Origin of the sequence: Massilia varians, assembly GCF_027923905.1 — a bacterium.
Taxonomy (GTDB): domain Bacteria; phylum Pseudomonadota; class Gammaproteobacteria; order Burkholderiales; family Burkholderiaceae_D; genus Telluria; species Telluria varians_B.
This window is the reverse complement of sequence record NZ_AP026966.1, coordinates 3,118,332-3,132,288: the sequence shown is the minus strand read 5'-3', so window position 1 is coordinate 3,132,288 and position 13,957 is coordinate 3,118,332. Positions and strand designations below refer to the sequence as shown.

At 67.9% G+C, this 13,957-nt stretch carries 12 protein-coding genes; 5 read left to right on the top strand and 7 right to left on the bottom strand.

The genetic code is table 11. The features are described 5' to 3' along the window. Nucleotides 1-6: 6 nt before the first annotated feature. Entirely contained in the window at nt 7-1,164 is a 1,158-nt protein-coding gene (locus tag MasN3_RS14160; RefSeq protein ID WP_281907918.1) for a mechanosensitive ion channel family protein, read from the bottom strand. A 193-nt stretch (nt 1,165-1,357) separates the two neighbouring features. After that, nucleotides 1,358-1,537 (bottom strand): DUF3606 domain-containing protein, encoded by a 180-nt coding sequence (locus tag MasN3_RS14155; protein ID WP_281907916.1) that lies wholly within the window; start codon nt 1,535-1,537, stop codon nt 1,358-1,360. 183 nt (nt 1,538-1,720) lie between these two features. Here MasN3_RS14155 and MasN3_RS14150 point away from each other — a divergent pair, with 183 nt between their 5' ends. Together MasN3_RS14150 and MasN3_RS14145 are read left to right on the top strand one after the other, a co-directional pair. Then, complete coding sequence (locus MasN3_RS14150) at nt 1,721-2,044, top strand: thioredoxin family protein (protein WP_281907915.1); 324 nt, start codon at nt 1,721-1,723, stop codon at nt 2,042-2,044. After that, complete coding sequence (locus MasN3_RS14145; protein ID WP_281907913.1) at nt 2,041-3,339, top strand: MFS transporter; 1,299 nt, start codon at nt 2,041-2,043, stop codon at nt 3,337-3,339. Before MasN3_RS14150 ends, MasN3_RS14145 begins: the two co-directional genes overlap by 4 nt. A gap of 55 nt (nt 3,340-3,394) precedes the next feature. Here MasN3_RS14145 and MasN3_RS14140 read toward each other — a convergent pair whose 3' ends face one another. Together MasN3_RS14140 and MasN3_RS14135 are read right to left on the bottom strand one after the other, a co-directional pair. Continuing rightward, a complete protein-coding gene (locus MasN3_RS14140) occupies nt 3,395-4,204 on the bottom strand; it encodes a DUF481 domain-containing protein (RefSeq protein WP_281907911.1) in 810 nt (269 codons plus the stop codon). 110 nt (nt 4,205-4,314) lie between these two features. Continuing rightward, nucleotides 4,315-5,607: an NCS2 family permease gene (locus tag MasN3_RS14135; protein ID WP_281907909.1), complete on the bottom strand. Its 1,293-nt coding sequence runs from the start codon at nt 5,605-5,607 to the stop codon at nt 4,315-4,317. Nucleotides 5,608-5,777: 170 nt separating this feature from the next. On the opposite strand from MasN3_RS14135, the gene MasN3_RS14130 reads away from it, so the two are divergent. Together MasN3_RS14130 and MasN3_RS14125 are read left to right on the top strand one after the other, a co-directional pair. Then, complete coding sequence (locus tag MasN3_RS14130; RefSeq protein WP_281907907.1) at nt 5,778-6,998, top strand: hypothetical protein; 1,221 nt, start codon at nt 5,778-5,780, stop codon at nt 6,996-6,998. A gap of 326 nt (nt 6,999-7,324) precedes the next feature. Then, nucleotides 7,325-8,512 carry a glycosyltransferase gene (locus MasN3_RS14125; protein WP_281907905.1) on the top strand — a complete coding sequence of 396 codons (1,188 nt, stop codon included), beginning with the start codon at nt 7,325-7,327 and terminating at the stop codon, nt 8,510-8,512. 305 nt (nt 8,513-8,817) lie between these two features. On the opposite strand, the gene MasN3_RS14120 is transcribed toward MasN3_RS14125, so the two are convergent. The 3 genes from MasN3_RS14120 to MasN3_RS14110 form a co-directional block, all read right to left on the bottom strand. Continuing rightward, nucleotides 8,818-9,132: a KGG domain-containing protein gene (locus tag MasN3_RS14120; RefSeq protein WP_370662367.1), complete on the bottom strand. Its 315-nt coding sequence runs from the start codon at nt 9,130-9,132 to the stop codon at nt 8,818-8,820. 246 nt (nt 9,133-9,378) lie between these two features. Next, a complete protein-coding gene (locus MasN3_RS14115) occupies nt 9,379-10,473 on the bottom strand; it encodes a mechanosensitive ion channel family protein (RefSeq protein WP_281907901.1) in 1,095 nt (364 codons plus the stop codon). 117 nt (nt 10,474-10,590) lie between these two features. Continuing rightward, entirely contained in the window at nt 10,591-12,897 is a 2,307-nt protein-coding gene (locus MasN3_RS14110; RefSeq protein WP_281907900.1) for an ATP-binding protein, read from the bottom strand. A 192-nt stretch (nt 12,898-13,089) separates the two neighbouring features. Here MasN3_RS14110 and MasN3_RS14105 point away from each other — a divergent pair, with 192 nt between their 5' ends. Next, nucleotides 13,090-13,926 carry a phytanoyl-CoA dioxygenase family protein gene (locus MasN3_RS14105; protein WP_281907898.1) on the top strand — a complete coding sequence of 279 codons (837 nt, stop codon included), beginning with the start codon at nt 13,090-13,092 and terminating at the stop codon, nt 13,924-13,926. Nucleotides 13,927-13,957: the final 31 nt, after the last annotated feature.

The window sequence follows — 13,957 nt, the reverse complement described above, 5'->3', positions numbered from 1 at the left end:
TTCGGTTCAGTGTCTGAGGTGGCGCGGGCGCGTGGCGGGCGCGTCCGGCGTGTCTTCGTTGGCGGCCGGCTGCTCCGTCTCGCGCAGGTCGCGCGCCTCGGGTGCTTCCTGCAGCAGCACGTGGCGGGGCCGCGGAGCGGTCGAGATGCCCAGCTCGTCGAACATCTGCATGGCGTCGAGGTTGATGGCCTGCTGGGTGTCCATGTACAGGTTGTAGTCGGCATCGAGCATGGTGTAGACAATCTCGTATTCGATCCAGTTCTGGTCGAGGGTCTTCAGGTGGGCGCGGTCGAAGCAAGCCTTCGCGTGCCTGCCGATGATCTCGCGCAGCATGTCCGGCACCCGGGCCGCCAGTGCGCGCGGCGTGGCCGGGCTGGCGCGCAGGCTGAACACGATGCGGCGCGTGCTCATGCGCCGGTAGTTGTAGACCGTGTTGCGCAGCAGTTCGGCATTGGCGATGATGATCTGTTCTCCGCCGAGGGCGCGCACGCGCGTCGTCTTCAGTCCCACGTGCTCGACGGTGCCGCTGAATCCGTTCACGGTGATGAAGTCGCCGACCTCGAAAGGCTTGTCGACCGCGATCGACATCGAGGCGAACAGGTCGCCCAGGATGTTCTGCACCGCCAGCGCGATGGCCACGCCGCCGATGCCGAGGCTGGCGACGAAGGTGGTGACGTTGATGCCCAGGTTGGCCAGCATCGCCAGCACGAACACGACCCAGACCGTGGTCTGCAGCAGCCAGATCACGACCGTGTGGGCGACCGTGACCTGGTCGTCGGCGGCGCCGCGCCCATGGCTCAGGAAATAGCGGCGCGCGCCGATCTTGACGGCGCGGTGCAGGAAGGCGGCGATCTGGATGCCGAGCGTGAAGAACCACAGGTGGCCCAGGCGCGTGTTCCAGGGTTCGGGCAGGTCCAGCACGGACAGGCCGATCAGGATCGAGGTGGCCAGGATGGCGAACACGCCGGTGTGGGCCAGGGTCTTGGCCAGAACCTGGGCGATGGTGCGGTGCTGGTGTTCCGCGCTGAGCTGGGCGAGGCGGCGGCGGAACAGGACCAGGGCCCCATGCATCAGCGCATAGCTGGCGACGGTGGCGGCGACCGCAAACAGGGCGTTCGGCAGGCAGATGTCTAGATTATCAAACAGTTGCGGAAGATTGTTCAAGCGGGACTCCTCATCGGACGGCCCGGCGCCGGCCGCGTGCCGGAAGAAGGAGAGTGGCATGCGGGGACGCCGCAGGACGGATACTGCAGGGACGCGCGCGCGGCCCCCATCGACGGCGGGGTGCTGCGTGCAAGCGCGGAAAGGGCGGGGCGGCAGCGCGGCGCAGGCGCCAAGCCTGCGCCGCGCGCCTGGATCAGTGGCGCTTGAGGTGCTCGCGCACCGCTTCGGCGCTCGGGCCGACCTGTTTCACCGCATGCTCGAGCTCTTCCTTGCTCACGCCCAGCGCTTCGGTCCAGTGCCGCACTTCCCACTCCTCGTGGACGTTGATGCGGGCGCGGTCCTGGGCGCCCCGGTTCTGCAGATTGTCGGACATGATGGCCTCCTGGTTGACTTTGCTTGCCCCCAGAGTGCCAGCCGCGCTTGCCGCGTTCCGTACGCTGTTTCACCTTGCGCGCGATTCCCGCCCCGGCATCGACCCGCGGGGGCGTGCCGGCGGCAACATTTTGAGGTACGCTTGCAGTATCGATATCAACGGCAGCAGAACAAGGAGACCCGCATGTCCGCACCCTATGAAACCGCCCAGCCCGAACGCAGCGCCGTCGACGCCATGCCCGGCACCGTGGTGCTCGATTTCGGCGCCAACTGGTGCGGCTACTGCCGCGCCGCCGAGCCGTTGATCGACGAGGCCCTGGCCGCGGGGCAGGGCGTACGCCACCTCAAGGTCGAGGACGGCCCGGGGCGCCCGCTGGGGCGCTCGTTCCGCATCAAGCTGTGGCCGACCGTGGTCGTGCTCAAGGATGGGCAGGAGGTGGCGCGCGTGGTGCGTCCCGTCGCCGCCGACGAGGTACGCGTCGCACTGGCCCAGGCCGGTGCCGCATGAGCGAGGCTGGCGCCGCCGTCCCGGCCAACAAGCCGCGTACCGTCCTGTTCGCGAGCCTGATCGGCACCACCATCGAGTTCTACGACTTCTACATTTATGCCACCGCCGCGGTGCTGGTGTTTCCGCGGCTGTTCTTCCCGGCCGCGGACCCGGCCGCCGCGACCCTGCAGTCGCTGGCCACCTTCGCCATCGCCTTCTTCGCGCGCCCGGTGGGCTCGGCCGTCTTCGGGCACTTCGGCGACCGCATCGGGCGCAAGGCCACCCTGGTCGCGGCCCTGCTCACCATGGGCATTTCCACCGTGCTGATCGGCCTGCTGCCCACCTATGCCGCGATCGGCACCCTGGCGCCGCTGCTGCTGGCCCTATGCCGCTTCGGCCAGGGCCTGGGCCTGGGCGGCGAGTGGGGCGGGGCGGTGCTGCTGGCCACCGAGAACGCCCCGCCGGGCAAGCGCGCCTGGTACGGCATGTTTCCGCAGCTGGGGGCGCCGATCGGCTTCTTCCTGTCGGGCGGCACCTTCCTGCTGCTGGGCAGCCTGATGAGCGACGCGGATTTCTTCAGCTGGGGCTGGCGGATTCCCTTCCTGGCCAGCGCGCTCCTGGTGCTGGTCGGGCTGTACGTGCGCCTGAAAATTACCGAAACCCCGGATTTCCAGAAAGTGCTCGACCGCAACGAGCGGGTTAAGCTGCCGGCGCTGGCGGTGCTGAAGGACCATACCCGCGCCCTGGTGCTCGGCACGATCGTCGCGCTGGCGACCTTCGTCGTGTTCTACCTGATGACGGTGTTCGCGCTGAGCTGGGGCACGACCAGGCTGGGCTTTTCGCGCCAGGAGTTCCTCACCATGCAACTGGTCGCGGTGGTGTTCTTCGGCCTGACCATCCCGCCCTCGGCGCTGCTGGCCGACCGCCACGGCAGACGCATGGCGATGATCCTGGTGAGCGCGGCGATCGCCGTGTTCGGGCTGCTGTTCGGGCCGCTGTTCGGCGCGGGCACGCCGGCGGCGGTCGGCGGCTTCATGGTGCTGGGCTTCTGCCTGGTCGGCTTCACCTACGGGCCGCTCGGGACCCTGCTGGCCGAGATGTTCCCGGCCGAGGTGCGCTATACGGGCGCCTCGCTGACCTTCAACTTCGCCGGCATCCTGGGCGCCTCGCTGGCGCCTTACATCGCCACCTGGCTGGCCACCAACTACGGCCTGGCCTGGGTCGGCTACTACCTGACCGCGGCGGCGCTGCTCAGCCTGTTCGCCCTGCTGGCGGTCGGGGGCGCCAGGGCGCCGGCGCAAGCGCTCCCGCGCTGACCAGGCAAAAGGGCCCCGGATCGGGGCCCTTTTGCCATCGTCCAGGCGCCTCGCCTCAGAACGAATAGACCATCGTCAGCGAAGTCTGGGTATCGGTGTTCTTCTTGCCGTCCGGCACGCTGCTGTCGTTGCGCGCGCTGAAGCCGGCCTTCATCTGCATGGTCGAATTGATCTTGGTGCTGAGCGAAGTCTCGGCCACCGAACGGGTGTTCGAGGTGCCTTTCTCGACGCTGACGGTCTGGGCGAAGAAGGCGGACGGGCTGACGCGCCAGCGCAACTGGGCCGCGCCGCGGACCGTGAGTCCGCTCTCGTCCTCGCCGGTGGCGCGCTCGCCGGCAAAATAACCCGGGCCGATCTCGACGTCGAGCGAGGTATCGGGGGTGTTCAGCCAGCGCGAGCCGTGGCCGACCGCGATCGAGGAATAGCGGCTGTAGGCGCCAAAGCGGTCAGTGACGTGCGAGCCGATCACGAAGGCGCGCTTGTTCTCGCCGAGCAGCTTGAGCGAGGCCTTGGCCGAGGCGGCGAAGCGTTCGGCCGACTTGCTGCGCTCGATGTTGCCGTCGTCGTTCTCGTATTCGTCTTCCTTGAAGAAGCCGCTGACGATGAATTCGTGGCTCCAGTTGGCGGTCTCGTGGCGGGCGTCGATCTTGCCCGTCACCGAGGTGCCGGTGGTGTTGCCCGAAGTGGTGATCGCGCCCAGTTCGGCGGACGTGAACCAGCCGCCTTCGGGAATCTCGGGCTTGGTTACCGAGATCGGGGCGTGGACGTTGCCGACGCTCGGGAGGTCGAAGTCGGCGCGGGCGGCGCCGTGCACGGTGCACAGGCCGAGTGCGAGAAGCGTTACAGGGAATTTGAAGTGTTTCATAAGCACCGTATTGCCAGCAAGATGCGCGACATTGTATCCCAAAGCACGCGAAAAACGATGCTTTGGGACACGTTCGCCACGGTTTACTTGGGCGGCCTGCCTGTCTGGCATCAGGTGCCGATCACCACGATCTTGAAGGTGAACAGGGCGGCGATCACCCACACCACCGGCGCCACCTCGCGTGCCCGGCCGGTCAGCAGCTTGAGCACCGCGTAGCTGATGAAGCCGAAGGCGATGCCTTCCGCGATCGAGAAGGTGAAGGGCATGACCAGCGCGGTGACCGCGGCCGGGATGCTCTCGGTGGAATCGCCCCATTCGACCTCGCCCAGGTCGGACAGCATCAGGCAGGCGACGAACAGCAGGGCCGGCGCGGTGGCGTAGGCCGGGACCACGCCGGCCAGCGGCGCGATGAACAGGCAGGCCAGGAACAGCACCGCCACCGTGAGGGCGGTGAGACCGGTGCGTCCGCCGGCCTGCACGCCCGAGGCGCTTTCGAGGTAGGCGGTGGTGCTCGAGGTGCCCAGCACACTGCCGGCCACGATCGCGCCGCTGTCGGCCAGCAGGGCCTTGTTGAGGCGGTCCATCTTGCCCTCGACCAGCAGGCCGGCGCGGCGCGCCACCCCCATCAGGGTGCCGGTGGCGTCGAACAGCTCGACCAGGAAGAACACCAGCACCACGTTCATGATGCCGACCGACAGGGCGCCCATGATGTCGAGCTTGAACAGGGTCGGCTCGATCGAAGGCGGGGCCGAGAAGATGCCGTTATAGGTGTTCCCGCCGAAGAAGAAGGACAGCACCGTCACCAGCACGATGCCGATCAGGATCGCGCCCTTCACGCGCAGGCGGTCGAGGGCGACGATGGCGAAGAAGCCGACGATGGCCATGATCGCTTCGGGCTTGTGCAGGTCGCCGGCCTTGACCAGGGTCGCCGGGCTGGCCACCACGATGCCGGCGTTCTTCAGCGCGATCAGCGCCAGGAACATGCCCAGGCCGACCGTGATCGCCACGCGCATCGACTTCGGGATGCCGTTGACGATCATGCCGCGCAGGCCGAGCAGGGAGACCAGGATGAACAGGCAGCCGGACATGAACACCGCGCCCAGCGCCGCCGGCCACGGAATGCCCATGCCCAGCACCACGGCGTAGGCGAAATAGGCGTTCAGGCCCATCCCTGGGGCCATCGCGATCGGGTAGTTCGCATACAGGCCCATCACCGCGGTGCCGAGCGCCGCCACCAGGCAGGTGGCCACGAACACCGATTCCTTCGGCATGCCGGCGTCGCCCAGGATCGAGGGATTGACGAAGATGATGTACACCATCGTCAGGAAAGTCGTGAGGCCGGCAAGCAGTTCGGTGCGGACGGTGGTGCCGCTTTGGGTGAGTTTGAAGAATCGGTCGAGCATTATTATTGGACTCCAGGCGTGTTTTGGCTGAAGCATAACACTCCATGGTACTGCCGAGCGAGTATTGGCTGCGCATCGGCTGCTCATTGGGGGCTCCTGCATGCAGCGCGGCCCCTTGCATCGGTGCCGATGCGCTAACATGGCGCTTCCAATCATCACCAAGCCATGCCATGCCCAAGAATAAGCGTCCGCTGCCCCGTACCTCCAACAATCCGCGCGAGCCCGACAAGGCCTCGCTGGCGCAGGAACTGGCCGACCTGGCCCTGGCGATCGCCGAAAGGGAGGAGGCGCCCGGTTTCGGCAGTGCCGACGAACGCGAGGAGGAACTCCTGGTAGCGGTGCGCAAGCTGCTGCGCAAGAAGCGCGACGAGGCCCTGTACGAAGCGATCGAGGTGGCGCGCTATACCGACCCCGAGGCTTGCCGCCTGCTGCGCGGCCGCATCGAGGAGGAAGCCGCCAACCTGCGCCTGCGCCGCGAGGACGGCCAGGGCAAGGGCGTCGAGTACGAGATCGACGCCTTCCTGATCCCGCTGTTCGTGCGCACGCAAGGCGGCCTGCAGGCCGCCGAGACCTTCCAGGACGAGGAAGCGTTCGAGACGCTGGCCAACAGCTTCCATCCTGCCGGCCTGGAGAGCGCCGGCGGCAAGCTGGTGCTGGTGCAGCACGCCTACGACCTGGCCGAGATCGACCACGTCACCTATTCGACCCTGCAGGAGATGCTGCGCGAGGCTGCCGGCACCCTGCTGGAAAAGAAGCTGCAGCCGGCGCCGGCCATCGAAGCCAGCATCCGCGGCTGGACCGGCGAGCGCTTCGCGCCCGACGAATCGGCGCTCGAGCTGCGCTTCCTGCTGGGCTTTTCGCTCAAGCGCCTGGATGACCCGTTCTATGCGGTGCCAAAGGACGAGACGGGCGCCGATGCCTGGTATGCGGCGCGCGAAGAGCGCTTCCGCGCCTGGACCGCCGGGGCCGCGCCGCTGGTGCGGCGCCTGCTCGGGCGCACGCCCGAGGACATCCATGTCGATTTCCTCTACCAGGACCTGTTCTACGGCGCCAAGGAGCAGGGCGTGAGCGAGCTGACCACCCTCGGCATCCTGTCCGAGATCGCGCGCACGCTGGCTGCCAAGGACCTGGAGCCCGATCAGGTCCATGCGGCCGTCGCGCCCCTCGACGCGGGCGAGCATATTGTCCTGCGCATCAACCTGTACGCGCTCGACGGCGGCACGCCCTGGGGCAGCGTCGAGACGCCGGTCGACCTGGCCGCCGACCTCGGCGCCGAGATCGACAACCTGTGCGATGCGCTGCTGTCGCTGGGCCTGGAGGGCGTATCGGTGGCTACCGGGTTCAGTGAAGACGGGCATGCCGAAGGTGCGGAACCCTACCAGCCGGGTTGATGGCAGCGCTGCCGACGCTAGCGCACGGTAAAGACGACGATGACTTTTCGTAGTGGATTTTCTTGTATGGCTGTAGGAGCCTCCCTACATGAGTGCGCTCATCCGGAGGCTCTCTCCTATGAGAGGGCCTTGTAACATCTGGTTGCACGATTTCTCGTTAGCAATATTGCATTGCATAAATGAAAATAATGGCAATTTTGCATGTTACGATTAGCGGGTCCGGTGTGCGACTGACCCGCAAATGGCCGCCGCCGGGAACTGGCCACAGAGAGAAAACGCCAGGCTTTGCCAACAAAATAGCGCCACGAAGGCGAAAGGAAATGAAGATGCCGACCTTGATCGTGTTTTGCCATCTGCGCTGGGATTTCGTGTTCCAGCGCCCCCAGCACCTGATGACCCGTCTGGCGGAACACTACGATATCCTGTTTGTCGAGGAACCGGTGTATAGCGAAGGACAGGCATACCTGAAGAAGACGGCCGTTGCGCCGAACATCACGGTGTGCCAGCCGCATACCGCCATCCCTGCACCTGGCTTCCACGATGACCAGCTCCCGACCCTGCAGACCCTGCTGGCCGACCTCGTGCCGAGCGGCGAGCAGCCGGTAGTCTGGTTCTACACCCCGATGGCGCTGCCCCTGCTGCAGGGCCTGAACCCGTCCAAGATCGTCTACGATTGCATGGACGAGCTGGCAATGTTCAAGAACGCGCCGAAACAGCTGCTGCAGCGCGAAAGCGCGTTGCTGAACATGGCCGACGTCGTCTTCACCGGCGGCCCCAGCCTGTACCAGTCCAAGCGCGACCGTCACGCGAACGCGCACTGCTTCTCGAGCAGCGTCGACGCCAAGCACTTCCGCCAGGCCCAGGACCGCGCGATCTCGCATCCCGACCAGGCCCACATTCCGCACCCGCGCCTGGGTTTCTATGGCGTGATCGACGAGCGTCTCGACGTTGATCTGGTGTCGAAGATGGCCGACGCCCATCCGGAGTGGCAGATCGTGATGGTGGGCCCGGTCGTCAAGATCGATCCGGCCACGCTGCCGAAGCAGCCCAATGTGCACTACATGGGCCAGCGCAGCTACGACCAGCTGCCGAAGTTCCTGGCCGGCTGGGACGTGTGCCTGCTGCCCTTCGCGATGAACGATTCGACCAAGTTCATCTCGCCGACCAAGGTGCTCGAGTACATGGCCGCCGAGTTGCCGGCGGTGTCGACCCCGATCACCGACGTCAAGGTGCCGTACGGCGACGTAGTGGCGGTCGCCGCCACGCCGGAAGAGTTCATCGCCGCCTGCGAACGCCAGCTGGCCCTGGGCGAAGCCGAGCGCCAGGCGATGGCCAAGCGCATGCGCGAAGTGGTGGCGAACACGTCCTGGGACCTGACCGCGTCGCGCATGCACGAGCTGATCGACAGCGCCGTCCCGGGCCGCCACGCGCGCCTGCCGGCCAACCAGGATGCGGCCAAGGTCGACGTCCTGCCGGTGAAAGCCGTTAAGGTGCCGGTGGCGAAGTCCGCATGACAGGGTAAGCGGCCAGCGCACCGGGAACCCGGCGGCGCTGGCTGGCGACGGCACGGCGGCGGACCCTTGCGGGTTCCGCCGCCGTGTTTTTTTGCGTGGCCGGTTTTGTAGGGTGGGCGGCTCCACCGGACAATATGCTGCTCGATACCGGTTGGGCCGCCCACGCGGCGATCGTTTGCAGCGAGATCATCGCGCCAGTAAGCGGAGCCGTTGGCGATCACCGTGCAGGCGTTGGGCACAAAAAAGGCGCGGTGTCCGGAGACGCCGCGCCGCTTTCGGCCTTATGGGGAGATCAGGCGCCGCGTTTAGCGGTTGCCGCCGCGGCCACCGCCGCTTTGCGAATTACCGCGGTTGCCGCTCTGCTGGTTGCCGTCGTTCTTGTGGCTCATGCGGCCGGCCTCGCGCGCCTCTTCCGAGGTGAACTCGTGGGCGTTGCCCGAAGCGTGGGCCGCACGTCCGCCCTGCGAAGCGATTTCGCGCTGGCGCTGCGGATCCATCGAGGCGAAACCGCGGCCGCCGCCGCCATTGCCGCCGCCGCCGCTTTGCGAGTTACCGCCGCGGCCGCTCTGTGCATTGCCCCGGTTGCCGCCGCCGGATGCGCGGCCGCCCTGAGAGGCGATCTCACGCTGCTGCTGCTGGTCCATCGAGGCGAAGCCGCGCTTGCTGTTGCCCTGGTTGTTCGATGCCATGATGTTCTCCTTTATCGATGACAGGGTTGCTGAAAGTCTCTTCCGGCTATTGCCGCCGCGTCCTGCGGCGTGCCAGTTCCGGAAGAGGTGAGTCCATCTTAGGCCGCCGGCCTCGGCAGCGGAATAGGACTGTCCGGCTCGGTGCTGTAGGACCGCTCCGGCGCATACCGCCGCGTGCTAGTGGCGCAGGGCGTCGCCGGGAGGCAACGCGGCCGGCGGCCACCCGCCGGCCGGATCGTGGGCGCCGGCCACCCGCACCACCGACAGCGGGTGCGCGAACTGGATGCCTTCACGCTGGAAGGCCCGGTAGATCTCCAGCAGGATCTGCTCCTGCGCGTCCATGTGCAGGATGTAGTCCGGGCTCTCGAAGTGGTACACCACCTCGTAGTCGAGCGACCAGTCGCCGTAGCGGAAGAAGTGGGCGCGCTCGAACCTGGCATCGGCGCGCGCCGCGACGATCGCGCGGATCATGGCCGGGATCGCGGTCACCTGGGCTTCGCTGGTGCCGTACGCGACCCGCAGGACGAAGGCGACGCGGCGCGAGGCCATGCGCTTGTGGTTGTGGATCCGGCTCCTGAGCAGCTCGCCGTTCGAGAACACGATCTGCTCGCCGCCGAGGCCGCGCAGGCGCGTGGTCTTCAGGCCGATGTATTCGACCGCGCCGAGGGCGTCCCCGACGATGATGAAGTCTCCCACCTCGAAGGGCTTGTCGAGCATGATCGACAGCGAGGCGAACAGGTCGCCGAGGATGTTCTGGGTCGCCAGGGCCACGGCGATGCCGCCGATCCCGAGACTGGCCACCAGGGTGGTGATGTTGAAGCCGAAGTTATCCAGGGTCATCAGGAAGGCCACGGTCCAGACCACCAGGCGCATCATGAAGAACAGGATGGTGCTCGAGGCCTTGCGCGCGCCATCGCCCGGGGTGGCGAGCAGCTGGCTGCGCCAGCCGCGCAGCGCCGTATCGCCCCAGATGCCCAGTTGCAGGATCAGCGAGCCCACCGCCATCCGCGACACCACCAGGCGCCAGGTTTCCGGCATCACCAGGAAAATGCTGGCGAGATAGGCGGCGATGGCGAGCTGGAACACCAGGTAGCTGCGCTCCAGCACCTTGACCACCAGGTCGTCCACCCGCGTCACGGTGCGATGCGCCATATTGCCCAGCCGGCGCAGGAAGAACATGCGCAGGACGACCATCGCGGTGGCCGTGCCGATGAACACGGCGACCGCCACCGTCCAGTTTTCAAGGTCGTTGTTACTCAACAGGTATTCCATCCGCCACTCCATCCCACCGCATACGGCAAAACGGCTAGTGTGCGGTCCACGAGGCCCGCGGCGCGCACAATTGGCCCGTGCTCGGCGGGCCCGGCCATGCGGGCGGGCGGGGCGGGATCAGGCCAGCGCGTCCTCGATGGCGGCGGCGGTGGCCGGCTTGGTGAGGTGCCGGTCGAAGCCGGCGCGGGCGCTGCGCTCGCGGTCGGCCTCGCCGCCCCAGCCGGTCAGGGCCACCAGGCGCACGCCGGCGTAGCGCGGCTCGCGCCGGATGGCTTCGGCCACTTCGAAGCCCGACATGCCGGGCATGCCGAGGTCTAGGAAGACGACGTCGGGCTCGAATCCCGCCATCATCCGCAGCGCCTGGTGGCCGTCGTTCGCGACCAGCGCTTGGTGGCCGAGCTGGCCCAGCACGGCCGACAGGGTCTCGGCGGCGTCGCGGTTGTCGTCCACCACCAGCACGCGCCGGGCGCTGCGCGGCGCCGCACTCCCTTCGGCCGGCGCCGGCGCCGCGCCGGGAAGCGCGCTGGCCGCCAGCGGCAGGCGCACGGTAAACACGCTGCCCGCATTGGTGCCGGCGCTGCCCGCATGCACGCTGCCGCCATGCAGTTCGACCAGGCTGCGCACCAGCGACAGGCCGATCCCGAGGCCGCCGGCCGCGTGGCGGCGCCCTTCGCCGATCTGGGTGAACATCTTGAACACGTCTTCCAGCCGCGCCGGGTCGATGCCGATGCCGTTGTCGGACACGGCGATGACCGCCTCCTCACCGTCGCGTTCGGCGGCGAGCACGATGCTGCCGCCGCGCGGCGTGTAGCGCGCCGCGTTGTTGAGCAGGTTGGACAGCACCTGGGTCAGGCGGGTGGAATCGGCCTCCACCACCAGTGTTTCCTGGGGCAGGCGCAGGTCCAGGTGGTGGCGCGCCGCCTCGATCAGCGGCATGCTGGTCTCGACCGCCGCCGACAGCACGCCGGCCAGGTCGATGCGTTCGCGCTTGAGGGCGACCTGGCCGCGCGTGATGCGCGCCACGTCGAGCAGGTCGTCGACCAGGTGGACCAGCTGCCCCAGCTGGCGTTCCATGATCTCGTGGATGCGCGCCACCGCCGCCGGGTCCTCGGGCGCGCGCCGGATGAACTGCAGGCCGCTACGCAGCGGGGCGAGCGGGTTGCGCAGCTCGTGGGCGAGCGTGGCCAGGAATTCGGTCTTGATGCGGTTCGCTTCTTCCAGGTCGGCCGCCATCTGGCGCAGCGCATCCTCGCCCTTGCGGCGCTCGGTGATGTCGTTCAATACCACCGCGATCCGGTGCTGCTCGGGCGGCCCGATGCGGGCCGCGTAGACGTCGAACCAGCGGCCCAGCTCGCGCGCTTCGTTAACGAAGCGCACCGCCTCGCCTGTCGCGGCCACCCTTCCATACATATCGAACCAATGGCGCCCGTGGTCGGGCGCGATCTGGCGGATGCTGCGGCCGACCGCATCGACCAGGCCGGTATGCTTGGTAAAGGCCGGATTGGTCTCCAGGAAGCGGTAGTCGCAGGGCTGCCCGGCATTGTCATACAGCATTTCGATCACGCATACGCCCTCGTCGATCGAGTCGAACAGGGTGCGGTAACGTTCCTCGCTCAGGCGCAGCTGCTGTTCGGCCTCGAACTGGCGCGAGGCATCGATCACGACCCCGCGCATGCGTGGGCTGCCGTCGGCCGCCGCCACCACGCTGCCGCGCGCGATGACCCAGCGCCAGCCGCCGCCGGCCCGGCGGATGCGGAAGGTGGCGTCGTAGGGCAGGTCGCGCGCCACCGCGTTCGACAGCAAGGCCCGGACCGGCGCCAGGTCGTCGGGGTGGATGGCCTCGAAGTAGCGCGCCAGCGGCGCACTGTCGCGCAAGGCTTCGGGGATGTTGAACAGGGCGGCCGTGCGGGCGTCGCCCTCGACCCGGTCGGGTCCGATGTCCCAGTTCCACACCCCCAGCTCGGCGGCGGCGATGATGGATTCGAGCCGGACGCTGGCGTCGATCAGGGCCGCCTCGGCGCGGCGCCGCTCGGCGGCGGCCTGGAAGGCGTCGATATAGAAGCGCAGCTTGGCGCGCAGGATTACCGGGGAGAGCGGCTCGGTCAACACCGCCACCGCACCGGCTTCGTACAGGGCTTCGGCCGGGAACGCCGGGTCGGCCGGAACGCCCAGCGCGACCACCGGCGTGTGGACCGAGCGGCGCGTGGTCCTGACCTGGCGGATGGCGGCGGCCAGCGCGCCGGCATCGCCCGCGTAGCCGACCAGCATCAGCGCGAAATCACGGTGGCGCGCCTGCTCGATGCCCGCCGACAATGAGCGCGCATGCAGGACCGTCGCGCCCAGCTCGTCCGCGGCCCGCCCCAGCACCGGGTCGGCGACCGGGCGCTCGCAGATGAACAGCACGCTGGCCGGTCCAGGCGTCAAGTGGCGCCCCTGCGGGTCGGTATGGGTGTCATGGACGGTTCCTGTCGTGGTGGTGGCGACAATCTACGGTCCGGATGCCTCCCTGTCAACGTCTGGCGGCGCGCCGCGCCTTGGCAATTGCCAGTAGTATTTCCCAACGACGAATCATTGCCGGCCGCCGGGCCGCGCGCACGAACAGAGGAGGAAGCAAGCATGGACAGCGGAGCAAGCCGCGCGGGAGTCGAAGTGGCCGACATCATGCGCGGCATATACGGGGACGGCATCATCGCCTGCCGCGGGGCCTTCAGCCGCGAGCTGGTCAAGGAACTGCGCGCCGACATCGACGTGCTGTTCGAGGAAGCGCTGGCGCGCGAGGGCGGGGCCCTGAACCGCGGCCCGAACCGATATTACGTCGAGGTGCACCCGGAGCGCCTGCGTTCCTTCGTGACCATCGCCAGCCACCCGTGGATCCACGCGGTGTGCAGCGCGGTGCTGGGGCCGCAGTGGCGTATCGTGGAGGTGGGCTTCGACGTGCCAGGTCCGGGCGCCATGCACCAGCCCTGGCACCGCGATTTCGCCTCGCCCCCGGAAACGGTCCAGGGCCGGCGCCTCAGTTCGCTCGCCTTCAACCTCACGACGGTCGACGTGACCGAGGACATGGGCCCCTTCGAGATCGCCCCGGGTACCCAGTGGGACCTGTACGAGGGCGACCCGATGTTCCCCGACAAGTCGCTGTATCCGCGCTACGAGGCGCTGGCGCAGCGCAAGCTGCCGCAGATGGGCGACATCTCGGCGCGCTCGGCCCTGACCATCCACCGCGGCACCGCCAACCGCTCGAAGCTCTCGCGCCCGGTGCTGGTTGTGGGCGCCGACGCGCCTGACGCGACCAACGCCATCAAGCACGACCTGCAGCTCTCGCGCGCCTACCATGACAGCCTGCCGGAAGCCGTGCGCCGCCACCTGAACTGCCGCGTGGTCGATGAGCTCGTGCCGATCCGGCAGGCGCACACGATCGAAGGCCTGAAGATGGGTGTGACGATGGGTGGGTGAAGCATGCCGGGCCGCCGCCGGCGGCCCGTGA

Bases quoted from the DNA above. Each gene is read 5' to 3' on its own strand.
- MasN3_RS14155 (WP_281907916.1), bottom strand. From the start codon at position 1,537: ATGTCCGACAATCTGCAGAACCGGGGCGCCCAGGACCGCGCCCGCATC.
- MasN3_RS14150 (WP_281907915.1), top strand. From the start codon at position 1,721: ATGTCCGCACCCTATGAAACCGCCCAGCCCGAACGCAGCGCCGTCGAC.
- MasN3_RS14145 (WP_281907913.1), top strand. From the start codon at position 2,041: ATGAGCGAGGCTGGCGCCGCCGTCCCGGCCAACAAGCCGCGTACCGTC.
- MasN3_RS14140 (WP_281907911.1), bottom strand. From the start codon at position 4,204: ATGAAACACTTCAAATTCCCTGTAACGCTTCTCGCACTCGGCCTGTGC.
- MasN3_RS14135 (WP_281907909.1), bottom strand. From the start codon at position 5,607: ATGCTCGACCGATTCTTCAAACTCACCCAAAGCGGCACCACCGTCCGC.
- MasN3_RS14130 (WP_281907907.1), top strand. From the start codon at position 5,778: ATGCCCAAGAATAAGCGTCCGCTGCCCCGTACCTCCAACAATCCGCGC.
- MasN3_RS14125 (WP_281907905.1), top strand. From the start codon at position 7,325: ATGCCGACCTTGATCGTGTTTTGCCATCTGCGCTGGGATTTCGTGTTC.
- MasN3_RS14115 (WP_281907901.1), bottom strand. From the start codon at position 10,473: ATGGAATACCTGTTGAGTAACAACGACCTTGAAAACTGGACGGTGGCG.
- MasN3_RS14105 (WP_281907898.1), top strand. From the start codon at position 13,090: ATGGACAGCGGAGCAAGCCGCGCGGGAGTCGAAGTGGCCGACATCATG.